The sequence below is a fragment of the Shigella dysenteriae genome (assembly GCF_022354085.1).
In the GTDB taxonomy this organism is placed as follows: domain Bacteria; phylum Pseudomonadota; class Gammaproteobacteria; order Enterobacterales; family Enterobacteriaceae; genus Escherichia; species Escherichia coli.
Genome location: NZ_CP055055.1, coordinates 2,822,450 through 2,843,446 on the forward strand (window position 1 = coordinate 2,822,450; position 20,997 = coordinate 2,843,446).

Below are 20,997 nucleotides of genomic sequence, written 5' to 3' on the forward strand. Positions count from 1 at the left end.
CAAGTCGTTGATTACGTATTGGGTTTCCACCCGTCGGCTCAATCGCCGTCAACCCTGTTATCGTCTGTCGTAAAACAACCTTTAGAATTTTTTTCACAAACAGCCATTTTTTGTTAGTCGCCGAAATACTCTTTTCTCTGCCCCTTATTCCCGCTATTAAAAAAAACAATTAAACGTAAACTTTGCGCAATTCAGGCCGATAACCCCGGTATTCGTTTTACGTGTCGAAAGATAAAAGGAAATCGCATGGCAAGTATTTCATCGCTGGGAGTCGGGTCAGGTCTGGATTTAAGTTCAATCCTTGATAGCCTCACCGCCGCGCAAAAAGCGACGCTAACCCCTATTTCAAATCAGCAATCGTCGTTTACCGCTAAACTTAGCGCCTACGGTACGCTGAAAAGCGCGTTGACGACTTTCCAGACCGCCAATACTGCATTGTCTAAAGCCGATCTTTTTTCCGCCACCAGCACCACCAGCAGCACCACCGCGTTCAGTGCCACCACCGCGGGTAACGCCATCGCCGGGAAATACACCATCAGCGTCACCCATCTGGCGCAGGCGCAAACCCTGACCACGCGCACCACCAGAGACGATACGAAAACGGCGATCGCCACCAGCGACAGTAAACTCACCATTCAACAAGGCGGCGACAAAGATCCGATTACTATTGATATCAGCGCGGCTAACTCGTCGTTAAGCGGGATCCGTGATGCCATCAACAACGCAAAAGCGGGCGTAAGTGCGAGCATCATTAACGTGGGTAACGGTGAATATCGTCTGTCAGTCACATCAAATGACACCGGCCTTGACAATGCGATGACACTCTCGGTCAGCGGTGATGATGCGCTACAAAGTTTTATGGGCTATGACGCCAGTGCCAGCAGCAACGGTATGGAAGTTTCGGTCGCCGCCCAGAATGCGCAGCTGACGGTCAACAACGTCGCCATTGAGAACAGCAGCAACACCATCAGCGACGCGCTGGAAAACATCACCCTGAACCTGAACGATGTCACCACGGGCAACCAGACGCTAACCATCACTCAGGACACCTCCAAAGCGCAAACGGCGATTAAAGATTGGGTGAATGCCTATAACTCGCTAATAGATACCTTCAGCAGCCTGACCAAATACACCGCCGTAGATGCGGGAGCTGATAGCCAGAGTTCTAGCAATGGCGCACTGCTCGGCGACTCCACGCTGCGGACGATTCAGACGCAGTTGAAATCGATGCTGAGTAATACCGTCAGTTCTTCCAACTATAAAACGCTGGCGCAGATTGGTATCACGACCGATCCCAGCGATGGCAAACTGGAACTGGATGCCGACAAACTCACCGCTGCACTGAAAAAAGATGCCAGCGGCGTAGGTGCATTGATTGTTGGCGATGGTAAAAAAACCGGCATCACGACCACCATCGGCAGCAACCTGACCAGTTGGCTTTCGACAACGGGCATTATTAAAGCCGCTACCGATGGCGTTAGTAAGACCCTGAATAAATTAACTAAAGACTACAACGCCGCCAGCGATCGCATTGATGCGCAGGTCGCGCGCTACAAAGAACAATTTACCCAACTGGACGTTTTAATGACCTCGTTAAACAGCACAAGCAGCTACTTAACGCAGCAGTTCGAAAACAACAGTAATTCCAAGTAAGCAATATTCATCGGGAGACAGGTCATGTACGCGGCAAAAGGCACCCAGGCCTATGCACAAATTGGCGTCGAAAGCGCCGTAATGAGCGCCAGCCAGCAGCAGCTGGTCACCATGCTATTTGATGGAGTGCTGAGCGCACTGGTTAGAGCGCGCCTGTTTATGCAGGACAACAATCAGCAAGGCAAAGGCGTCTCTTTGTCAAAAGCGATCAACATCATTGAGAACGGACTGCGGGTGAGTCTTGATGAAGATAGCAAAGACGAATTAACCCAAAACTTGATTGCTCTTTATAGCTATATGGTCAGGCGCTTGCTGCAAGCCAATTTACGCAACGATGTCTCCGCAGTCGAAGAAGTGGAAGCATTAATGCGTAATATTGCCGATGCCTGGAAAGAGTCGTTACTCTCCACTTCTTTGATTCAGGACCCAGTCTGATGAACCATGCACCGCATTTATATTTCGCCTGGCAACAACTCGTCGAAAAAAGCCAGCTCATGTTACGCCTGGCAACGGAAGAACAATGGGACGAACTCATCGCCAGCGAAATGGCGTATGTTAATGCGGTGCAGGAGATTGCACATTTGACTGAAGAGGTTGACCCGTCCACCACGATGCAGGAGCAGCTCCGCCCGATGCTGCGCCTGATTCTCGACAACGAAAGCAAGGTAAAGCAGTTATTACAGATTCGGATGGATGAACTGGCGAAACTGGTCGGTCAGTCATCGGTGCAAAAATCGGTGTTAAGTGCCTATGGCGATCAGGGCGGCTTTGTGCTGGCTCCGCAGGATAACCTCTTTTGAATCTGAATGAGTCGATGGCTCGCGAATAATCCGATTACGACTACGCTTCTAATGTTCCCCTTGAATGGAGTCGAAGAATGCGTAATCCCACGCTGTTACAATGTTTTCACTGGTATTACCCGGAAGGCGGTAAGCTCTGGCCTGAATTGGCCGAGCGCGCCGACGGTTTTAATGATATTGGTATCAATATGGTCTGGTTGCCGCCCGCCTATAAAGGCGCATCGGGCGGGTATTCGGTCGGCTACGACTCCTATGATTTATTTGATTTAGGTGAGTTTGATCAGAAAGGCAGCATCCCTACTAAATATGGCGATAAAGTACAACTGCTGGCCGCCATTGACGCCCTGAAACGTAATGACATTGCGGTGCTGTTGGACGTGGTAGTCAACCATAAAATGGGCGCGGATGAAAAAGAAGCTATTCGCGTGCAGCGTGTAAATGCTGACGACCGTACGCAAATTGATGAAGAAATCATTGAGTGCGAAGGCTGGACGCGTTACACCTTCCCCGCCCGTGCCGGGCAATACTCACAGTTTATCTGGGATTTCAAATGTTTTAGCGGTATCGACCATATCGAAAACCCTGATGAAGATGGCATATTTAAAATTGTTAACGACTACACCGGCGAAGGCTGGAACGATCAGGTTGATGATGAATTAGGTAATTTCGATTATCTGATGGGCGAGAATATCGATTTTCGCAATCATGCCGTGACGGAAGAGATTAAATACTGGGCGCGCTGGGTGATGGAACAAACGCAATGCGACGGTTTTCGTCTTGATGCGGTCAAACATATTCCGGCGTGGTTTTATAAAGAGTGGATCGAACACGTACAGGAAGTTGCGCCAAAGCCGCTGTTTATTGTGGCGGAGTACTGGTCGCATGAAGTTGATAAGCTGCAAACGTATATTGATCAGGTGGAAGGCAAAACCATGCTGTTCGATGCGCCGCTGCAGATGAAATTCCATGAAGCATCGCGCATGGGACGCGACTACGACATGACGCAGATTTTCACTGGGACGCTGGTGGAAGCCGATCCTTTTCACGCCGTAACCCTCGTTGCCAACCATGACACCCAACCGTTGCAAGCCCTCGAAGCGCCAGTCGAACCGTGGTTTAAACCGCTGGCGTATGCTCTAATTTTGTTGCGGGAAAATGGCGTTCCTTCGGTATTCTATCCGGACCTCTACGGTGCGCATTACGAAGATGTCGGTGGTGACGGGCAAACCTATCCGATAGATATGCCAATAATCGAACAGCTTGATGAGTTAATTCTCGCCCGTCAGCGTTTCGCCCACGGTGTACAGACGTTATTTTTCGACCATCCGAACTGCATTGCCTTTAGCCGCAGTGGCACTGACGAATATCCCGGCTGCGTGGTGGTCATGTCGAACGGGGATGATGGCGAAAAAACCATTCATCTGGGAGAGAATTACGGCAATAAAACCTGGCGTGATTTTCTGGGGAACCGGCAAGAGAGCATAGTGACCGACGAAAACGGCGAAGCAACCTTCTTTTGCAACGGCGGCAGCGTCAGCGTGTGGGTTATCGAAGAGGTGATTTAAATTCATCCCCGGCGGCAAGCCGGGGAGATTTCATTACGGCAATGGCGTCGGTAACGGCGCTTTATCCAGCGTAGCGGCACACTCTGCCGTCGGGCGATCCACACGCTCCATCGTCATACCATCGTACTCAATGGTGTTACCGTCACGCTCAACCTCGTACAGCTCACGTTTTACGGTAACGTTAGTGAGATCATCAGACATCAATGTCAACTTGCCCGGCACAGCAATCACCCGCTGCCACTGACGGCAATCAAGAGTATCGCCCTCTTTAGTGACAATCAGGCTGCCTATCGCTTCCGGACTGACCAGCGCACGTTGCGGCCCTTTGGTCTGCCAGTAGCCCGCCAGCCAGTCCGGCGCGGGGGTTTTCACGACATTGTTATAGTTTTCGACTTCGGCACAGCCCGCCAGCAACATGAGCGCGCCTGCAATTGCGAGTTTTTTCATCATTCGTCCTGCATGAGAAGAAAAGAGGATTGTGGCATTAAAGCCCTGATGTCGCCAGCCTTTCCAGGTTCAGAGAGAAATTTGATCTAACTATTATTTTTGTGAATTATTACCCCGAAAATAAATTTGCATGGTGTATGATTCGCGACTCTTGTTTCAAACCTTCTGAGTTCAGAGGCTACATTCATGTCATGGCAGCAATTCAAACACGCCTGGTTGATTAAATTCTGGGCGCCCATCCCCGCGGTCATCGCGGCGGGTATTCTCTCCACTTACTATTTTGGCATTACTGGCACCTTTTGGGCTGTCACGGGTGAATTTACCCGTTGGGGCGGCCAGCTCCTGCAACTGTTCGGCGTCCATGCTGAAGAGTGGGGTTACTTTAAAATTATCCATCTGGAAGGATCGCCATTAACCCGCATCGACGGGATGATGATCCTCGGTATGTTTGGCGGCTGCTTTGCCGCAGCGCTGTGGGCCAACAATGTCAAACTGCGCATGCCGCGCAGCCGTATCCGCATTATGCAGGCCATCATTGGCGGCATTATCGCCGGTTTTGGCGCGCGTCTGGCAATGGGCTGTAACCTGGCGGCGTTCTTTACCGGTATTCCTCAGTTCTCGCTGCATGCCTGGTTCTTTGCCATCGCCACTGCCATTGGTTCATGGTTTGGCGCGCGCTTTACCCTGCTGCCCATCTTCCGTATTCCCGTGAAAATGCAGAAAGTTTCTGCCGCCTCACCGCTGACGCAAAAACCTGATCAGGCGCGGCGTCGTTTTCGTCTCGGGATGCTGGTCTTTTTCGGCATGCTGGGCTGGGCGCTGCTCACTGCGATGAACCAACCCAAACTGGGGCTGGCAATGCTGTTTGGCGTCGGCTTTGGTTTACTGATTGAACGTGCGCAAATCTGCTTTACTTCGGCGTTCCGCGATATGTGGATCACCGGACGTACCCATATGGCGAAAGCAATCATTATCGGTATGGCGGTAAGTGCCATCGGGATCTTCAGTTACGTACAGTTAGGCGTTGAACCCAAAATCATGTGGGCGGGACCAAACGCGGTAATTGGTGGTTTACTGTTTGGTTTTGGCATCGTGCTGGCAGGCGGCTGCGAAACCGGCTGGATGTACCGCGCGGTAGAAGGCCAGGTGCACTACTGGTGGGTCGGTCTGGGCAACGTGATCGGCTCAACGATTCTGGCGTACTACTGGGATGATTTCGCTCCGGCGCTGGCCACCGACTGGGACAAAATCAACCTGCTGAAAACCTTTGGCCCGATGGGTGGCCTGCTGGTGACATATTTGCTGTTGTTTGCTGCGCTGATGTTGATTATCGGCTGGGAAAAACGCTTCTTCCGCCGTGCGGCACCGCAGACTGCTAAGGAGATCGCATGAAAAATATCGTTCCTGATTACCGTCTTGATATGGTGGGTGAACCCTGCCCTTATCCGGCAGTCGCAACTCTTGAGGCGATGCCGCAGTTAAAAAAAGGGGAAATCCTGGAAGTGGTGAGCGACTGTCCGCAGTCGATCAATAATATACCACTGGATGCGCGTAATCACGGCTATACGGTGCTGGATATTCAGCAAGACGGGCCGACCATTCGTTATTTAATTCAGAAGTAATCCCTCATTCCCGCTGTGGCCCACAGCGGGAACATCGTTACCTTTGTATCACATAGATTTTACCCGCCCCCTCTCCTATTCTTTTCAGTATGATCTCAGGAGGTTTCTATGTGTGGACGCTTTGCCCAATCCCAAACGCGTGAAGATTACCTTGCGCTTCTCGCGGAAGATATTGAACGCGATATTCCCTATGATCCCGAACCCATTGGCAGATACAACGTCGCACCGGGAACCAAAGTCCTTCTGCTCAGTGAACGTGACGAACACCTTCATCTGGATCCGGTTTTCTGGGGATATGCTCCCGGATGGTGGGATAAACCGCCACTGATTAACGCCCGCGTAGAAACTGCCGCAACGAGTCGCATGTTTAAACCGCTCTGGCAACATGGTCGGGCAATCTGTTTTGCCGATGGCTGGTTTGAGTGGAAAAAAGAAGGCGACAAAAAGCAGCCTTATTTTATCTATCGTGCTGATGGACAACCTGTTTTTCTGGCCGCAATAGGCAGCACACCGTTCGAGCGCGGTGACGAAGCCGAAGGATTTTTGATTGTCACTGCAGCAGCAGACCAGGGTCTGGTAGATATTCATGACCGCCGCCCGCTGGTTCTGTCGCCAGAAGCTGCACGAGAATGGATGCGGCAAGATATTGGCGGTAAAGAAGCCTCAGAAATCGCGGCCAGTGGTTGTGTGCCAGCAAACCAGTTCACCTGGCACCCGGTATCGCGCGCGGTGGGTAATGTTAAAAACCAGGGTGCGGAGTTAATTCAACCTGTTTGATAAGCCTGGAGATTATTGATCAACAATACTGCGTCATAAGTAATCTCTATTAGACAAAGATTTCATTACCTGTTGGCATATTGCAAAAATAACACCAATACGGAATCGTCATGTTCACGATTAAAACAGATGATCTCACCCATCCAGCAGTGCAAGCATTAGTGGCTTACCATATTTCCGGCATGCTGCAGCAGTCTCCCCCCGAAAGCAGTCATGCTTTAGATGTGCAAAAATTACGTAACCCGACAGTGACATTCTGGTCAGTATGGGAAGGCGAACAACTCGCAGGAATTGGTGCGCTGAAGTTGCTGGATGATAAACATGGCGAGCTAAAATCAATGCGTACCGCGCCAAATTATTTACGTCGTGGTGTCGCCAGTCTGATTTTACGCCACATTTTGCAGGTCGCCCAGGACAGATGCCTTCATCGCCTGAGCTTAGAAACGGGTACACAGGCTGGATTTACGGCCTGCCATCAACTTTATTTGAAACATGGATTCGTTGATTGCGAACCGTTTGCTGATTATCGATTTGATCCACACAGTCGATTTTTATCATTGACGCTATGCGAAAATAATGAATTGCCATGAGCCAGACGCAGCACATTCTTGCATTCGACGTGCTGCGCCTTTATTTATCACCAGCAGGAAACGCCTTGTCCATAGACGCCCCTTCCACATGCGTCACAAGAAACCTCTATTCCAGTGACACAATTTCGCCTAATTAATTACATAAATTATTTAATTCTGACCATCTATTACTATCCTTTTAACCATATCGGAATATTTATCATAATCATCGGGGTTCGTAACAATATATTTCCGCTGCGATATTTCATAGCAAATCCCTGTAAGAGTCCATGGCATTAAAAATGCCTCTTTAATAGGATTACATTCCATAAAAAGTAATTTTAAATTGCCAGGTATCGCAGGAATAACCTCAATCTTATTATATTCAATATGCACTTCTTTCAGATTTTTGGGGAACCACCTAATTTCTTTTATATTATTCTCACTACAATCAAAAACCTTAGCGGTGTCTGGTATTGCTGGTATTTCCGATAGCTTATTGTGACCAATAAAAATTTTCTTAACCTTTGGCGGAAATGAGTCAATATGCGATATCAGGTTATTATTTACGGAGATCAGGGTAATTCCATCAGGTACTTGTGGAAATTCTGTAAGGTTATTGAAATCGACTTCTAATTCTTTGCAGGATTCGGGCACCTGTATTGAATCAAGTTTATTATGAATAAGGCTAAGCATTTCAATCCACTCTGGAAGAGGCGGCACAGAACCCAAAAAAAGGTATGATAAGTTAAGTTCATTACTGTGAAGCTTAACACATTTAAACATTCTCACCAATGCTCTATCCACATTTTCTTTGAGGTCATTCGATGCGCCTTCTTTGACTGAACTAGCCCAGTCACTGAAACCTTTGCAAAGTCTGGCATCTGTAATTTTGGTTAACTTGTCCAGCAACTCTGCAATATTGGTCGATATAAACTCTAATTTATGTCGAATGGGTAAAGTCCCCTCCCCCTGACTTTTTTCTATCGTGATAGACCCCGTCTTATCATAACCCCCATAATTTTCAAACAATAGAGTATAATTACCCCACCTGAAACATTGCTCTCTCAATAACTTAAATTCTGACAGCATATTCAATAATTTGCTGTCTTCACTAATTGGTGTAAACTTAACATTTCCAAGACAACTGACTAACTCACTTGATAATTCATTTATGATTGCATCATCAGATACTAACTCTTGTTGTTTTATCGTAGACTCAGTATTAGATGTGATTTTATTTAATTGAACCGACTGAGTTTTTAACGACAGATCATTTAATGGAAACATTTACACTCCTGTTTAATAAATTATATTGCCCAGGGCGCATTCTAAAACACAATAAAATTACCACTATCAAAAATCGCTCATATCCATAGCCCGGAATATGAATAAAAACATCAACAAAGATTAAATTATCCAGAGGTTACTGTTGCGTCTGTGGTCGTAACAACATCCGACGTGGTGATGTGTGTCAAATGAGACATTCTGATGATCAGAGGGTTTATCGTGTATACGGATCGTGGATGGCAGAAAACTTTCAGGATCAGGTATCCATTTCAAACCAGATAATGAGTAAGTTTGCCCCATCCATGCCCCACGCGGTGAGATCGGATGTCATTAACAACAGGTTACACAACCTATACCTGCATGCTCATTACTTCCTGATATGCCGCCACCAGCTTATTACGCACCTGAATCCCCATTTGCATTGAAACTGAGGCTTTTTGCATATCGGTCATCACATCGTTTAACGCCACGCCGGGTTCACCGAGAGTGAATTTTTCTGCCTGCGTGCGGGCGGCTGTTTGTGTATCGCTTATGCGATCGAGCGCGGCGTGCAGCTGCCCGGCAAAACTAATGGTCGGTTGCGGCAGTGATTCCTGCGCACGCGCACTCATCGCCGTAGCCTGTAACTGGCTGATAACCCCTTCAATCCCCTGTATCGCTGACATTTTCATCTCCTGGATAATTTCTGGTAGCAAAGCCTACCAGTAAGTCAATAAGACAAAGGCGCTAAATAGCAACAAAAAAACGGGTTTATTGGCGGATAGAAAAAAACGAAAGCACAAATAATGGGAGCGTCAATTTTTCGAGTTTGCTGACCCGGGAGTGAGTCTTGTTCCACTTTGCCAATAACGCCGTCCATAATCAGCCACGAGGTGCGCGATGAATGCGACTGCAGCCCAGACAAAATCTCTTGAGTGGCTTAATCGCCTGCGTGCGAATCCGAAAATTCCATTGATTGTTGCCGGTTCCGCGGCAGTGGCGGTCATGGTCGCACTGATCCTGTGGGCGAAAGCCCCCGACTACCGCACATTATTCAGCAATCTTTCCGATCAGGATGGTGGCGCAATCGTCAGCCAACTGACGCAAATGAATATTCCTTACCGCTTCAGCGAAGCCAGCGGCGCTATTGAAGTTCCGGCAGATAAAGTTCACGAGCTGCGTCTGCGCCTGGCGCAACAAGGTTTGCCCAAAGGCGGCGCGGTCGGTTTCGAACTGCTCGATCAGGAAAAGTTTGGTATCAGCCAGTTCAGCGAACAGGTGAATTATCAGCGGGCGCTGGAAGGCGAGCTTTCTCGTACCATCGAAACTATCGGCCCGGTAAAAGGGGCGCGCGTACATCTGGCAATGCCGAAACCGTCTTTATTCGTCCGTGAACAAAAATCCCCTTCTGCATCGGTGACGGTAAATCTGTTACCCGGCCGCGCACTCGATGAAGGGCAAATTAGCGCCATTGTGCATCTGGTTTCCAGCGCCGTTGCTGGTCTGCCGCCGGGAAACGTCACGCTGGTGGATCAGGGCGGACATCTGTTAACCCAGTCCAATACCAGCGGGCGCGATCTTAATGACGCTCAATTGAAATATGCCAGCGATGTCGAAGGCCGTATTCAGCGGCGTATTGAAGCGATCCTGTCGCCTATTGTTGGTAACGGTAATATTCACGCCCAGGTTACGGCGCAGCTGGACTTCGCCAGTAAAGAACAAACGGAAGAACAGTATCGCCCTAACGGTGATGAATCTCAGGCGGCGCTTCGTTCACGCCAGCTTAATGAGAGCGAGCAAAGCGGTTCCGGTTATCCGGGCGGCGTACCGGGGGCGTTGTCGAATCAACCGGCACCTGCGAATAACGCGCCAATCAGCACGCCTCCGGCAAATCAAAATAACCGCCAGCAGCAGGCGAGCACCACCAGCAATAGCGGGCCGCGTAGCACACAGCGGAATGAAACCAGTAACTACGAAGTCGATCGCACCATTCGTCATACCAAAATGAACGTGGGCGATGTGCAACGTCTGTCAGTCGCGGTAGTGGTGAATTACAAAACCTTGCCAGATGGCAAACCGTTGCCTCTCAGCAACGAACAGATGAAGCAAATTGAAGATCTGACCCGCGAGGCGATGGGCTTTTCTGAAAAACGCGGTGACTCGCTCAATGTCGTCAACTCGCCGTTCAATAGCAGTGACGAAAGCGGCGGAGAACTGCCATTCTGGCAACAGCAAGCGTTTATCGATCAGTTACTTGCTGCCGGTCGCTGGTTGCTGGTACTGCTAGTGGCGTGGCTGCTGTGGCGGAAAGCGGTACGCCCGCAGCTAACACGTCGCGCCCAGGCGGTGAAAGCTGTGCAGCAACAGGCGCAGGCCCGTGAGGAAGTGGAAGATGCGGTGGAAGTCCGCCTGAGCAAAGACGAACAACTACAACAACGGCGCGCTAACCAACGACTGGGTGCAGAAGTCATGAGCCAGCGTATCCGTGAAATGTCTGATAACGATCCGCGCGTGGTGGCGCTGGTCATTCGCCAGTGGATAAATAACGATCATGAGTAACCTGACAGGCACCGATAAAAGCGTCATCTTGCTGATGACCATTGGCGAAGACCGGGCGGCAGAGGTGTTCAAGCACCTCTCCCAGCGCGAGGTGCAAACCCTGAGCGCTGCAATGGCGAACGTCACGCAGATCTCCAACAAGCAGCTAACCGATGTGCTGGCGGAGTTTGAGCAAGAAGCTGAACAGTTTGCCGCACTGAATATCAACGCCAACGATTATCTGCGTTCGGTATTGGTCAAAGCTCTGGGTGAGGAACGTGCCGCCAGCCTGCTGGAAGATATTCTCGAAACTCGCGATACCGCCAGCGGTATTGAAACGCTCAACTTTATGGAGCCGCAGAGCGCCGCCGATCTGATTCGTGATGAGCATCCGCAAATTATCGCCACCATTCTGGTGCATCTGAAGCGCGCCCAGGCCGCCGATATTCTGGCGTTGTTCGATGAACGTCTGCGCCACGACGTGATGTTGCGTATCGCCACCTTTGGCGGTGTGCAGCCAGCCGCGCTGGCGGAACTGACCGAAGTACTGAATGGTTTGCTCGACGGTCAGAATCTCAAGCGCAGCAAAATGGGCGGCGTGAGAACGGCAGCCGAAATTATCAACCTGATGAAAACTCAGCAGGAAGAAGCCGTTATTACCGCCGTGCGTGAATTCGACGGCGAGCTGGCGCAGAAAATCATCGACGAGATGTTCCTGTTCGAGAATCTGGTGGATGTCGACGATCGCAGCATTCAGCGTCTGTTGCAGGAAGTGGATTCCGAATCGCTGTTGATCGCGCTAAAAGGGGCCGAGCAGCCACTGCGCGAGAAATTCCTGCGCAATATGTCGCAGCGTGCCGCTGATATTCTGCGCGACGATCTCGCCAACCGTGGTCCGGTGCGTCTGTCGCAGGTGGAAAACGAACAGAAAGCGATTCTGCTGATTGTGCGCCGCCTTGCCGAAACTGGCGAGATGGTAATTGGCAGCGGCGAGGATACCTATGTCTGATAATCTGCCGTGGAAAACCTGGACGCCGGACGATCTCGCGCCACCACAGGCAGAGTTTGTGCCCATGGTCGAGCCGGAAGAAACCATCATTGAAGAGGCCGAACCCAGCCTTGAGCAGCAACTGGCGCAACTGCAAATGCAGGCCCATGAGCAAGGTTATCAGGCGGGTATTGCCGAAGGTCGCCAGCAAGGTCATAAGCAGGGCTATCAGGAAGGACTGGCCCAGGGGCTGGAGCAAGGTCTGGCAGAGGCGAAGTCTCAACAAGCGCCAATTCATGCCCGGATGCAGCAACTGGTCAGCGAATTTCAAACTACCCTTGATGCACTTGATAGTGTGATAGCGTCGCGCCTGATGCAGATGGCGCTGGAGGCGGCACGTCAGGTCATCGGTCAGACGCCAACAGTGGATAACTCGGCACTGATCAAACAGATCCAACAGCTGTTGCAGCAAGAACCGTTATTCAGCGGTAAACCACAGCTGCGCGTGCACCCGGATGATCTGCAACGTGTGGATGATATGCTCGGCGCTACCTTAAGTTTGCATGGCTGGCGCTTGCGGGGCGATCCCACCCTCCATCCTGGCGGTTGCAAAGTCTCCGCCGATGAAGGTGATCTCGACGCCAGTGTCGCCACCCGCTGGCAAGAACTCTGCCGTCTGGCAGCACCAGGAGTGGTGTAATGACCACGCGCCTGACTCGCTGGCTAACCACGCTGGATAACTTTGAAGCCAAAATGGCGCAGTTGCCTGCGGTACGTCGCTACGGGCGATTAACTCGCGCTACCGGGCTGGTGTTGGAAGCCACCGGATTACAATTGCCGCTCGGCGCAACCTGTGTCATTGAGCGCCAGAACGGCAGCGAAACGCACGAAGTAGAAAGCGAAGTCGTTGGCTTTAACGGTCAACGGCTGTTTTTAATGCCGCTGGAGGAAGTGGAAGGTGTCCTGCCCGGCGCGCGTGTTTATGCCAAAAACATTTCGGCAGAAGGGCTACAAAGCGGCAAGCAGTTGCCGCTCGGTCCGGCGTTATTAGGTCGCGTTCTGGACGGCAGCGGTAAACCCCTCGATGGCCTGCCCTCCCCCGATACGACGGAAACCGGTGCGCTGATTACCCCACCATTTAACCCATTGCAACGTACACCGATTGAACATGTGCTGGACACCGGCGTGCGCCCAATCAATGCCCTGCTTACCGTCGGGCGCGGGCAGCGTATGGGGCTGTTTGCTGGTTCTGGTGTCGGTAAAAGTGTGCTGCTGGGGATGATGGCGCGTTACACCCGCGCCGATGTCATTGTCGTGGGTTTGATTGGTGAACGTGGGCGCGAAGTAAAAGATTTTATTGAGAATATCCTCGGTGCCGAAGGGCGTGCACGATCAGTTGTGATTGCCGCTCCGGCGGATGTTTCTCCGCTCCTGCGAATGCAGGGGGCCGCCTATGCCACGCGCATTGCCGAAGATTTTCGCGATCGTGGTCAGCATGTGTTGCTGATTATGGACTCCCTCACCCGCTACGCGATGGCCCAGCGTGAGATTGCACTAGCCATTGGCGAACCGCCTGCCACCAAAGGCTACCCACCGTCAGTATTCGCCAAATTACCGGCACTGGTCGAGCGTGCCGGAAATGGCATTAGCGGCGGCGGCTCGATTACCGCGTTTTATACCGTGCTCACTGAGGGCGATGACCAGCAGGACCCCATTGCCGACTCCGCGCGGGCAATCCTCGACGGTCACATTGTGCTGTCTCGCCGACTGGCGGAAGCCGGGCACTATCCGGCTATCGATATTGAAGCGTCGATCAGCCGCGCAATGACGGCGTTGATCAGTGAGCAACATTACGCGCGAGTGCGCACCTTCAAACAGCTGTTGTCGAGTTTTCAGCGTAACCGCGATCTGGTTAGCGTCGGCGCGTATGCCAAAGGCAGCGATCCGATGCTCGACAAAGCCATCGCCCTGTGGCCGCAGCTGGAGGGCTATTTGCAACAAGGCATTTTTGAACGCGCGGACTGGGAAGCGTCTCTCCAGGGGCTGGAGCGTATTTTCCCGACAGTGTCATAACCCAGGAGATAACGGCAGATGGCAGAACATGGCGCGCTGGCGACCCTGAAAGATCTGGCAGAAAAAGAGGTAGAGGATGCCGCGCGCCTGCTGGGTGAAATGCGTCGCGGGTGTCAGCAGGCGGAAGAACAGCTCAAAATGCTGATCGATTATCAGAATGAATATCGCAATAACCTCAACAGCGATATGAGTGCCGGGATGACCAGCAACCGCTGGATCAACTATCAGCAGTTTATCCAGACGCTGGAAAAAGCCATTACTCAGCATCGCCAGCAACTTAATCAGTGGACGCAGAAAGTTGACATTGCCCTGAACAGCTGGCGAGAAAAGAAACAACGTTTGCAGGCCTGGCAGACACTGCAGGAACGGCAATCCACGGCGGCACTGCTTGCAGAAAACCGCCTCGATCAGAAAAAGATGGATGAGTTCGCCCAGCGCGCCGCCATGAGGAAACCTGAATGATTCGCTTAGCGCCCTTGATTACCGCCGACGTTGACACCACCACATTGCCTGGCGGCAAAGCCAGCGATGCTGCACAAGATTTTCTCGCGTTGTTGAGCGAAGCATTAGCAGGCGAGACAACTACCGACAAAGCGGACCCCCAGTTGCTGGTGGCAACAGATAAGCCCTCGGCAAAAGGCGAGCCGCTGGTCAGCGAGATTCTTGCCGACGCGCAACAAGCGGATTTACTGATCCCTGTGGATGAAACACCGCCTGTCATCAACGACGAACAATCCACATCAACACCGTTAACCACCGCTCAGACGATGACGTTGGCTGCGGTGGCTGACAAAAATACGACAAAAGACGAAAAAGCGGATGATCTGAATGAAGACGTCACCGCAAGCCTGAGCGCCCTTTTTGCGATGTTGCCGGGTTTTGACAATACGCCCAAAGTGACTGATGTGCCGTCAACCGTGTTACCGGCAGAGAAACCAACGCTCTTCACAAAACTGACTTCTGCGCAACTCACAACAGCACAGCCTGATGATGCCCCCGGCACACCAGCTCAGCCATTAACACCGCTGGTAGCAGAAGCCCAGAGTAAAGCGGAAGTCATCAGCACACCTTCACCGGTGACCGCTGCCGCCAGCCCGCTAATCACTCCACACCAGACACAGCCACTGCCCACCGTCGCCGCGCCTGTCTTGAGTGCACCGCTGGGTTCTCACGAATGGCAACAATCATTAAGCCAGCATATTTCGCTGTTCACCCGCCAGGGGCAACAAAGTGCAGAGTTGCGTCTGCACCCGCAGGATTTAGGTGAAGTGCAAATCTCCCTCAAAGTGGATGATAACCAGGCGCAAATCCAGATGGTTTCACCGCATCAACACGTACGCGCCGCCCTGGAAGCAGCGCTGCCGGTACTGCGTACGCAGCTGGCCGAAAGTGGCATTCAGTTAGGGCAAAGCAACATCAGTGGCGAAAGCTTTAGTGGTCAGCAGCAGGCTGCTTCCCAGCAACAGCAAAGCCAACGCATAGCAAACCATGAACCTCTGGCGGGGGAAGACGACGATACGCTTCCGGTTCCCGTCTCTTTACAAGGGCGTGTAACAGGCAACAGCGGCGTTGATATTTTCGCCTAACGTCAGAGGTAGCACCGTAATCCGCGTCTTTTCCCCGCTTTGTTGCGCTCAAGACGCAGGATAATTAGCCGATAAGCAGTAGCGACACAGGAAGACCGCAACACATGACTGATTACGCGATAAGCAAGAAAAGCAAGCGATCGCTTTGGATCCCGATTCTGGTATTCATTACCCTCGCGGCCTGTGCCAGCGCAGGTTACAGCTACTGGCATTCGCATCAGGTTGCCGCTGACGACAAAGCGCAGCAACGCGTCGTGCCCTCACCGGTCTTCTATGCGCTGGATACCTTCACGGTCAATTTGGGCGATGCGGATCGCGTGCTTTATATCGGCATAACCCTGCGCCTGAAAGATGAAGCTACCCGCTCGCGGCTGAGTGAGTATTTGCCGGAAGTCCGTAGCCGTTTGCTGTTACTGTTTTCGCGTCAGGATGCTGCCGTACTGGCGACAGAAGAAGGCAAGAAAAACCTCATTGCCGAGATTAAAACCACACTTTCCACCCCGCTTGTTGCCGGGCAACCGAAACAGGATGTCACCGACGTGCTGTATACCGCTTTTATTCTGCGATAACGACATGGGCGATAGTATTCTTTCTCAAGCTGAAATTGATGCGCTGTTGAATGGTGACAGCGAAGTCAAAGACGAACCGACAGCCAGTGTTAGCGGCGAAAGTGACATTCGTCCGTACGATCCGAATACCCAACGACGGGTTGTGCGCGAACGTTTGCAGGCGCTGGAAATCATTAATGAGCGCTTTGCCCGCCATTTTCGTATGGGGCTGTTCAACCTGCTGCGTCGTAGCCCGGATATAACCGTCGGGGCCATCCGCATTCAGCCGTACCATGAATTTGCCCGCAACCTGCCGGTGCCGACCAACCTGAACCTTATCCATCTGAAACCGCTGCGCGGCACTGGGCTGGTGGTGTTCTCACCGAGTCTGGTGTTTATCGCCGTGGATAACCTGTTTGGCGGCGATGGACGCTTCCCGACCAAAGTGGAAGGTCGCGAGTTTACCCATACCGAACAGCGCGTCATCAACCGCATGTTGAAACTGGCGCTTGAAGGCTATAGCGACGCATGGAAGGCGATTAATCCGCTGGAAGTTGAGTACGTGCGTTCGGAAATGCAGGTGAAATTTACCAATATCACCACCTCGCCGAACGACATTGTGGTTAACACGCCGTTCCATGTGGAGATTGGCAACCTGACCGGCGAATTTAATATCTGCCTGCCATTCAGCATGATCGAGCCGCTACGGGAATTGTTGGTTAACCCGCCGCTGGAAAACTCGCGTAATGAAGATCAGAACTGGCGCGATAACCTGGTGCGCCAGGTGCAGCATTCACAGCTGGAGCTGGTCGCCAACTTTGCCGATATCTCGCTACGCCTGTCGCAGATTTTAAAACTGAAACCCGGCGACGTCCTGCCGATAGAAAAACCCGATCGCATCATCGCCCATGTTGACGGCGTCCCGGTGCTGACCAGTCAGTACGGCACCCTCAACGGTCAGTATGCGTTACGGATAGAACATTTGATTAACCCGATTTTAAATTCTCTGAACGAGGAACAGCCCAAATGAGTGACATGAATAATCCGGCCGATGACAACAACGGCGCAATGGACGATCTGTGGGCTGAAGCGTTGAGCGAACAAAAATCAACCAACAGCAAAAGCGCTGCCGACGCGGTGTTCCAGCAATTTGGCGGTGGTGATGTCAGCGGAACGTTGCAGGATATCGACCTGATTATGGATATTCCGGTCAAGCTGACCGTCGAGCTGGGCCGTACGCGGATGACCATCAAAGAGCTGTTGCGTCTGACGCAAGGGTCCGTCGTGGCGCTGGACGGTCTGGCGGGCGAACCACTGGATATTCTGATCAACGGTTATTTAATCGCCCAGGGCGAAGTGGTGGTCGTTGCCGATAAATATGGCGTGCGGATCACCGATATCATTACTCCGTCTGAGCGAATGCGCCGCCTGAGCCGTTAGTGATGAATAACCACGCTACTGTGCAATCTTCCGCGCCGGTTTCTGCTGCGCCACTGCTGCAGGTGAGCGGCGCACTCATCGCCATTATTGCCCTGATCCTCGCTGCTGCCTGGCTGGTAAAACGGTTGGGATTTGCCCCTAAGCGCACAGGCGTTAACGGTCTGAAAATTAGCGCCAGTGCTTCGCTGGGCGCGCGTGAACGGGTTGTGGTGGTCGATGTGGATGATGCACGGCTGGTGCTCGGCGTTACCGCAGGGCAAATCAATCTGCTGCATAAACTTCCCCCTTCTGCACCAACGGAAGAGATACCGCAGACCGATTTTCAGTCGGTCATGAAAAATTTGCTTAAGCGTAGCGGGAGATCCTGATGCGTCGTTTATTGTCTGTCGCACCTGTCCTTCTCTGGCTGATTACGCCCCTCGCCTTCGCGCAACTGCCGGGTATCACCAGCCAGCCGCTGCCTGGCGGTGGACAAAGCTGGTCGCTCCCGGTGCAGACGCTGGTGTTCATCACCTCGTTGACGTTTATTCCGGCAATTTTACTGATGATGACCAGTTTCACCCGCATCATCATTGTTTTTGGTTTATTGCGTAACGCGCTGGGAACACCCTCCGCGCCACCTAACCAGGTATTGCTGGGGCTGGCACTGTTTTTGACCTTTTTTATTATGTCACCGGTGATCGACAAAATTTATGTCGATGCGTACCAGCCATTCAGTGAAGAGAAAATATCAATGCAGGAGGCGCTGGAAAAAGGGGCGCAGCCGCTGCGTGAGTTTATGCTGCGTCAGACCCGTGAGGCAGATTTAGGGTTGTTTGCCAGACTGGCGAATACCGGCCCGTTGCAGGGACCTGAAGCCGTGCCGATGCGCATTTTGCTCCCGGCCTACGTGACCAGCGAGTTGAAAACCGCATTTCAGATAGGCTTCACGATTTTCATCCCTTTTTTGATTATCGACCTGGTGATAGCCAGCGTGTTGATGGCATTGGGGATGATGATGGTTCCCCCAGCCACCATTGCTCTGCCCTTTAAACTGATGCTGTTTGTACTGGTGGATGGCTGGCAATTGCTGGTCGGTTCGCTGGCGCAGAGCTTTTACAGCTAGAGAGGCAAAATGACACCTGAATCGGTCATGATGATGGGGACTGAAGCGATGAAAGTCGCGCTGGCACTGGCTGCCCCGCTGTTGCTGGTGGCGCTGGTCACGGGCCTTATCATCAGTATTTTGCAGGCCGCCACGCAGATTAACGAAATGACGCTGTCGTTTATTCCAAAAATCATCGCCGTATTTATTGCCATTATTATTGCCGGACCGTGGATGCTCAATCTGTTGCTGGATTACGTCCGCACCTTGTTCACTAACCTGCCGTATATCATCGGGTAGGCCGAACAATGATGCAGGTGACAAGCGAACAATGGCTATCCTGGTTAAGCCTGTACTTCTGGCCGTTACTGCGCGTGCTGGCGCTCATTTCTACCGCACCTATTCTGAGCGAACGCAGCGTGCCGAAACGGGTAAAACTGGGGCTGGCAATGATGATCACGTTCGCCATTGCCCCATCATTACCTGCCAACGATGTTCCTGTTTTTTCGTTCTTTGCTCTGTGGCTGGCCGTGCAGCAGATCCTGATCGGCATTGCGCTTGGTTTTACCATGCAATTTGCCTTTGCCGCTGTGCGAACCGCTGGCGAAATTATCGGTCTGCAAATGGGGCTGTCATTTGCGACGTTTGTCGATCCGGCCAGCCATCTCAATATGCCCGTTTTAGCGCGTATCATGGATATGCTGGCGTTACTGCTGTTCCTGACATTTAACGGTCATTTATGGTTGATTTCACTGCTGGTCGATACCTTTCACACCCTGCCGATTGGTGGCGAACCGTTGAACAGCAATGCGTTTCTGGCACTCACCAAAGCAGGGAGTTTGATTTTCCTTAACGGGCTGATGCTGGCGTTACCGCTCATTACTCTGCTGCTGACCCTGAATCTGGCATTAGGTTTACTGAATCGTATGGCCCCGCAATTATCCATTTTTGTTATTGGATTTCCATTAACTCTGACTGTCGGTATCTCTTTAATGGCGGCATTAATGCCGTTAATTGCGCCTTTTTGCGAACATTTATTCAGTGAGATGTTTAATTTGCTGGCTGATATTATTAGTGAATTGCCATTAATATAATTCCGTAACGTTTATCATGTTATCCTAAGGATTATCCGAAAAATAATACCTACGAACATCTTCCAGGATACTCCTGCGGCGAAATATTTGTTTTAAGCTCACTCACATATCGCAACATTTACTTTACTTTAAGACAATTCCAGGCAAATTATACAACACTTTACGGGATAGTAAGTCCGCCTGAAAAATCGCGAGAGTGGCGCATTAGGTGACCCATGTTGTTCCGTTTAGTCATGATGAAATATTCAGGTAAGGGGAATTATCGTTACGCATTGAGTGAGGGTATGCCATGTCAACGATTATTATGGATTTATGTAGTTACACCCGACTAGGTTTAACCGGGTATCTGTTGAGTAGAGGGGTTAAAAAAAGAGAAATCAACGACATTGAAACCGTTGATGACCTTGCCATAGCTTGTGATTCACAGCGCCCTTCAGTGGTGTTTATTAATGAGGACTGTTTCATCCATGATGCTTCTAACAGTCAGCGCATCAAGCACATCATTAATCAACATCCCAATACGTTATTTATCGTTTTTATGGCAATTGCCAATGTTCATTTTGATGAATATCTATTGGTCAGAAAAAATTTATTGATCAGTTCTAAATCGATTAAACCGGAATCTCTCGACGATATCCTTGGCGATATTCTGAAAAAAGAGACAACGATAACCTCTTTTTTAAATATGCCGACGTTATCATTGAGCCGAACCGAATCGAGTATGTTGCGAATGTGGATGGCAGGTCAGGGAACCATTCAAATCTCTGACCAAATGAATATCAAAGCCAAGACCGTTTCATCGCATAAAGGTAATATTAAACGTAAGATCAAAACGCATAATAAACAGGTTATCTACCATGTCGTCCGACTGACGGATAATGTGACTAATGGTATTTTTGTCAACATGCGCTAACACATTCTGACTGGTGGTTTCCCACCAGTCA

At 51.0% G+C, this 20,997-nt stretch carries 25 protein-coding genes and 1 pseudogene; 23 read left to right on the forward strand and 3 right to left on the reverse strand.

What is annotated here, in order from left to right:
- Nucleotides 1–246: 246 nt before the first annotated feature.
- The 4 genes from fliD to amyA all read left to right on the forward strand — a co-directional run bounded on the left by fliD (nt 247) and on the right by amyA (nt 4,018).
- Complete coding sequence (gene fliD, locus HUZ68_RS13630; RefSeq protein ID WP_000146781.1) at nt 247–1,653, forward strand: flagellar filament capping protein FliD; 1,407 nt, start codon at nt 247–249, stop codon at nt 1,651–1,653.
- Nucleotides 1,654–1,677: 24 nt separating this feature from the next.
- Nucleotides 1,678–2,088 carry a flagellar export chaperone FliS gene (gene fliS / locus HUZ68_RS13635; protein WP_021513099.1) on the forward strand — a complete coding sequence of 137 codons (411 nt, stop codon included), beginning with the start codon at nt 1,678–1,680 and terminating at the stop codon, nt 2,086–2,088.
- Nucleotides 2,088–2,453 carry a flagella biosynthesis regulatory protein FliT gene (fliT, locus tag HUZ68_RS13640; RefSeq protein WP_001015033.1) on the forward strand — a complete coding sequence of 122 codons (366 nt, stop codon included), beginning with the start codon at nt 2,088–2,090 and terminating at the stop codon, nt 2,451–2,453. The genes fliS and fliT overlap by 1 nt, the downstream gene beginning before the upstream one ends.
- Nucleotides 2,454–2,530: 77 nt before the next feature.
- Nucleotides 2,531–4,018, forward strand: a complete 1,488-nt coding sequence (gene amyA, locus HUZ68_RS13645; RefSeq protein ID WP_021513100.1) for an alpha-amylase — start codon at nt 2,531–2,533, stop codon at nt 4,016–4,018.
- Between the two features lie 33 nt (nt 4,019–4,051).
- Here amyA and yedD read toward each other — a convergent pair whose 3' ends face one another.
- Nucleotides 4,052–4,465 (reverse strand): lipoprotein YedD, encoded by a 414-nt coding sequence (gene yedD / locus HUZ68_RS13650; RefSeq protein ID WP_021513101.1) that lies wholly within the window; start codon nt 4,463–4,465, stop codon nt 4,052–4,054.
- Nucleotides 4,466–4,651: 186 nt separating this feature from the next.
- Between yedD and yedE the strand changes: the two genes are divergently transcribed.
- From yedE to HUZ68_RS13670, 4 genes are all read left to right on the forward strand, one after another.
- Nucleotides 4,652–5,857, forward strand: coding sequence for a selenium metabolism membrane protein YedE/FdhT (yedE, locus tag HUZ68_RS13655; RefSeq protein WP_000118897.1), 1,206 nt, complete (start codon nt 4,652–4,654; stop codon nt 5,855–5,857).
- Nucleotides 5,854–6,087, forward strand: a complete 234-nt coding sequence (gene yedF / locus HUZ68_RS13660) for a sulfurtransferase-like selenium metabolism protein YedF (protein WP_000790504.1) — start codon at nt 5,854–5,856, stop codon at nt 6,085–6,087. Before yedE ends, yedF begins: the two co-directional genes overlap by 4 nt.
- Before the next feature lie 108 nt (nt 6,088–6,195).
- Complete coding sequence (locus tag HUZ68_RS13665; protein ID WP_021513102.1) at nt 6,196–6,864, forward strand: SOS response-associated peptidase; 669 nt, start codon at nt 6,196–6,198, stop codon at nt 6,862–6,864.
- Between the two features lie 110 nt (nt 6,865–6,974).
- Nucleotides 6,975–7,454, forward strand: coding sequence for a GNAT family N-acetyltransferase (locus tag HUZ68_RS13670; protein ID WP_021513103.1), 480 nt, complete (start codon nt 6,975–6,977; stop codon nt 7,452–7,454).
- A 150-nt stretch (nt 7,455–7,604) separates the two neighbouring features.
- On the opposite strand, the gene HUZ68_RS13675 is transcribed toward HUZ68_RS13670, so the two are convergent.
- The gene (locus HUZ68_RS13675; RefSeq protein WP_033814609.1) at nt 7,605–8,723 is read right to left on the reverse strand and encodes a leucine-rich repeat domain-containing protein; all 1,119 of its coding nucleotides are present in this window, start codon (nt 8,721–8,723) and stop codon (nt 7,605–7,607) included.
- A 185-nt stretch (nt 8,724–8,908) separates the two neighbouring features.
- On the opposite strand from HUZ68_RS13675, the pseudogene HUZ68_RS25030 reads away from it, so the two are divergent.
- A pseudogene (locus HUZ68_RS25030) lies at nt 8,909–9,049 on the forward strand (integrase); the annotation flags it as partial.
- 24 nt (nt 9,050–9,073) lie between these two features.
- On the opposite strand, the gene fliE reads toward HUZ68_RS25030, so the two are convergent.
- Nucleotides 9,074–9,388: a flagellar hook-basal body complex protein FliE gene (gene fliE, locus HUZ68_RS13680; RefSeq protein ID WP_001274299.1), complete on the reverse strand. Its 315-nt coding sequence runs from the start codon at nt 9,386–9,388 to the stop codon at nt 9,074–9,076.
- Nucleotides 9,389–9,602: 214 nt separating this feature from the next.
- Between fliE and fliF the strand changes: the two genes are divergently transcribed.
- The 14 genes from fliF (at nt 9,603) to rcsA (ending at nt 20,966) form a co-directional block, all read left to right on the forward strand.
- Nucleotides 9,603–11,261 (forward strand): flagellar basal-body MS-ring/collar protein FliF, encoded by a 1,659-nt coding sequence (gene fliF / locus HUZ68_RS13685; RefSeq protein WP_033814608.1) that lies wholly within the window; start codon nt 9,603–9,605, stop codon nt 11,259–11,261.
- On the forward strand, nt 11,254–12,249 hold the full coding sequence (fliG, locus tag HUZ68_RS13690) for a flagellar motor switch protein FliG (protein WP_000067950.1): 996 nt from the start codon (nt 11,254–11,256) through the stop codon (nt 12,247–12,249). Before fliF ends, fliG begins: the two co-directional genes overlap by 8 nt.
- Complete coding sequence (fliH, locus tag HUZ68_RS13695; RefSeq protein WP_001282709.1) at nt 12,242–12,928, forward strand: flagellar assembly protein FliH; 687 nt, start codon at nt 12,242–12,244, stop codon at nt 12,926–12,928. Before fliG ends, fliH begins: the two co-directional genes overlap by 8 nt.
- Entirely contained in the window at nt 12,928–14,301 is a 1,374-nt protein-coding gene (gene fliI / locus HUZ68_RS13700) for a flagellar protein export ATPase FliI (RefSeq protein WP_000213294.1), read from the forward strand. The genes fliH and fliI overlap by 1 nt, the downstream gene beginning before the upstream one ends.
- Nucleotides 14,302–14,319: 18 nt before the next feature.
- Nucleotides 14,320–14,763, forward strand: a complete 444-nt coding sequence (gene fliJ / locus HUZ68_RS13705; RefSeq protein ID WP_000807584.1) for a flagellar export protein FliJ — start codon at nt 14,320–14,322, stop codon at nt 14,761–14,763.
- Nucleotides 14,760–15,887, forward strand: coding sequence for a flagellar hook-length control protein FliK (locus HUZ68_RS13710; RefSeq protein ID WP_021513108.1), 1,128 nt, complete (start codon nt 14,760–14,762; stop codon nt 15,885–15,887). Before fliJ ends, HUZ68_RS13710 begins: the two co-directional genes overlap by 4 nt.
- Before the next feature lie 104 nt (nt 15,888–15,991).
- Nucleotides 15,992–16,456 (forward strand): flagellar basal body-associated protein FliL, encoded by a 465-nt coding sequence (gene fliL, locus HUZ68_RS13715; RefSeq protein WP_000133106.1) that lies wholly within the window; start codon nt 15,992–15,994, stop codon nt 16,454–16,456.
- A gap of 4 nt (nt 16,457–16,460) precedes the next feature.
- The gene (gene fliM, locus HUZ68_RS13720; protein ID WP_001295641.1) at nt 16,461–17,465 is read left to right on the forward strand and encodes a flagellar motor switch protein FliM; all 1,005 of its coding nucleotides are present in this window, start codon (nt 16,461–16,463) and stop codon (nt 17,463–17,465) included.
- A complete protein-coding gene (fliN, locus tag HUZ68_RS13725; protein ID WP_001282085.1) occupies nt 17,462–17,875 on the forward strand; it encodes a flagellar motor switch protein FliN in 414 nt (137 codons plus the stop codon). Before fliM ends, fliN begins: the two co-directional genes overlap by 4 nt.
- Before the next feature lie 2 nt (nt 17,876–17,877).
- The gene (gene fliO / locus HUZ68_RS13730) at nt 17,878–18,243 is read left to right on the forward strand and encodes a flagellar biosynthetic protein FliO (protein ID WP_001537198.1); all 366 of its coding nucleotides are present in this window, start codon (nt 17,878–17,880) and stop codon (nt 18,241–18,243) included.
- Nucleotides 18,243–18,980: a flagellar type III secretion system pore protein FliP gene (gene fliP, locus HUZ68_RS13735; RefSeq protein ID WP_001253441.1), complete on the forward strand. Its 738-nt coding sequence runs from the start codon at nt 18,243–18,245 to the stop codon at nt 18,978–18,980. Before fliO ends, fliP begins: the two co-directional genes overlap by 1 nt.
- Nucleotides 18,981–18,989: 9 nt before the next feature.
- Entirely contained in the window at nt 18,990–19,259 is a 270-nt protein-coding gene (gene fliQ / locus HUZ68_RS13740) for a flagellar biosynthesis protein FliQ (protein WP_000187358.1), read from the forward strand.
- An 8-nt stretch (nt 19,260–19,267) separates the two neighbouring features.
- A complete protein-coding gene (gene fliR / locus HUZ68_RS13745; protein WP_000983999.1) occupies nt 19,268–20,053 on the forward strand; it encodes a flagellar biosynthetic protein FliR in 786 nt (261 codons plus the stop codon).
- A gap of 289 nt (nt 20,054–20,342) precedes the next feature.
- Nucleotides 20,343–20,966, forward strand: coding sequence for a transcriptional regulator RcsA (gene rcsA, locus HUZ68_RS13750; protein WP_000103994.1), 624 nt, complete (start codon nt 20,343–20,345; stop codon nt 20,964–20,966).
- Nucleotides 20,967–20,997: the final 31 nt, after the last annotated feature.

What these genes read in the sequence shown, in the direction of transcription:
- fliD (WP_000146781.1), top strand. Translation starts at nt 247, where the DNA reads ATGGCAAGTATTTCATCGCTGGGAGTCGGGTCAGGTCTGGATTTAAGT.
- fliS (WP_021513099.1), top strand. Translation starts at nt 1,678, where the DNA reads ATGTACGCGGCAAAAGGCACCCAGGCCTATGCACAAATTGGCGTCGAA.
- fliT (WP_001015033.1), top strand. Translation starts at nt 2,088, where the DNA reads ATGAACCATGCACCGCATTTATATTTCGCCTGGCAACAACTCGTCGAA.
- amyA (WP_021513100.1), top strand. Translation starts at nt 2,531, where the DNA reads ATGCGTAATCCCACGCTGTTACAATGTTTTCACTGGTATTACCCGGAA.
- yedD (WP_021513101.1), bottom strand. Translation starts at nt 4,465, where the DNA reads ATGAAAAAACTCGCAATTGCAGGCGCGCTCATGTTGCTGGCGGGCTGT.
- yedE (WP_000118897.1), top strand. Translation starts at nt 4,652, where the DNA reads ATGTCATGGCAGCAATTCAAACACGCCTGGTTGATTAAATTCTGGGCG.
- yedF (WP_000790504.1), top strand. Translation starts at nt 5,854, where the DNA reads ATGAAAAATATCGTTCCTGATTACCGTCTTGATATGGTGGGTGAACCC.
- HUZ68_RS13665 (WP_021513102.1), top strand. Translation starts at nt 6,196, where the DNA reads ATGTGTGGACGCTTTGCCCAATCCCAAACGCGTGAAGATTACCTTGCG.
- HUZ68_RS13670 (WP_021513103.1), top strand. Translation starts at nt 6,975, where the DNA reads ATGTTCACGATTAAAACAGATGATCTCACCCATCCAGCAGTGCAAGCA.
- HUZ68_RS13675 (WP_033814609.1), bottom strand. Translation starts at nt 8,723, where the DNA reads ATGTTTCCATTAAATGATCTGTCGTTAAAAACTCAGTCGGTTCAATTA.
- fliE (WP_001274299.1), bottom strand. Translation starts at nt 9,388, where the DNA reads ATGTCAGCGATACAGGGGATTGAAGGGGTTATCAGCCAGTTACAGGCT.
- fliF (WP_033814608.1), top strand. Translation starts at nt 9,603, where the DNA reads ATGAATGCGACTGCAGCCCAGACAAAATCTCTTGAGTGGCTTAATCGC.
- fliG (WP_000067950.1), top strand. Translation starts at nt 11,254, where the DNA reads ATGAGTAACCTGACAGGCACCGATAAAAGCGTCATCTTGCTGATGACC.
- fliH (WP_001282709.1), top strand. Translation starts at nt 12,242, where the DNA reads ATGTCTGATAATCTGCCGTGGAAAACCTGGACGCCGGACGATCTCGCG.
- fliI (WP_000213294.1), top strand. Translation starts at nt 12,928, where the DNA reads ATGACCACGCGCCTGACTCGCTGGCTAACCACGCTGGATAACTTTGAA.
- fliJ (WP_000807584.1), top strand. Translation starts at nt 14,320, where the DNA reads ATGGCAGAACATGGCGCGCTGGCGACCCTGAAAGATCTGGCAGAAAAA.
- HUZ68_RS13710 (WP_021513108.1), top strand. Translation starts at nt 14,760, where the DNA reads ATGATTCGCTTAGCGCCCTTGATTACCGCCGACGTTGACACCACCACA.
- fliL (WP_000133106.1), top strand. Translation starts at nt 15,992, where the DNA reads ATGACTGATTACGCGATAAGCAAGAAAAGCAAGCGATCGCTTTGGATC.
- fliM (WP_001295641.1), top strand. Translation starts at nt 16,461, where the DNA reads ATGGGCGATAGTATTCTTTCTCAAGCTGAAATTGATGCGCTGTTGAAT.
- fliN (WP_001282085.1), top strand. Translation starts at nt 17,462, where the DNA reads ATGAGTGACATGAATAATCCGGCCGATGACAACAACGGCGCAATGGAC.
- fliO (WP_001537198.1), top strand. Translation starts at nt 17,878, where the DNA reads ATGAATAACCACGCTACTGTGCAATCTTCCGCGCCGGTTTCTGCTGCG.
- fliP (WP_001253441.1), top strand. Translation starts at nt 18,243, where the DNA reads ATGCGTCGTTTATTGTCTGTCGCACCTGTCCTTCTCTGGCTGATTACG.
- fliQ (WP_000187358.1), top strand. Translation starts at nt 18,990, where the DNA reads ATGACACCTGAATCGGTCATGATGATGGGGACTGAAGCGATGAAAGTC.
- fliR (WP_000983999.1), top strand. Translation starts at nt 19,268, where the DNA reads ATGATGCAGGTGACAAGCGAACAATGGCTATCCTGGTTAAGCCTGTAC.
- rcsA (WP_000103994.1), top strand. Translation starts at nt 20,343, where the DNA reads ATGTCAACGATTATTATGGATTTATGTAGTTACACCCGACTAGGTTTA.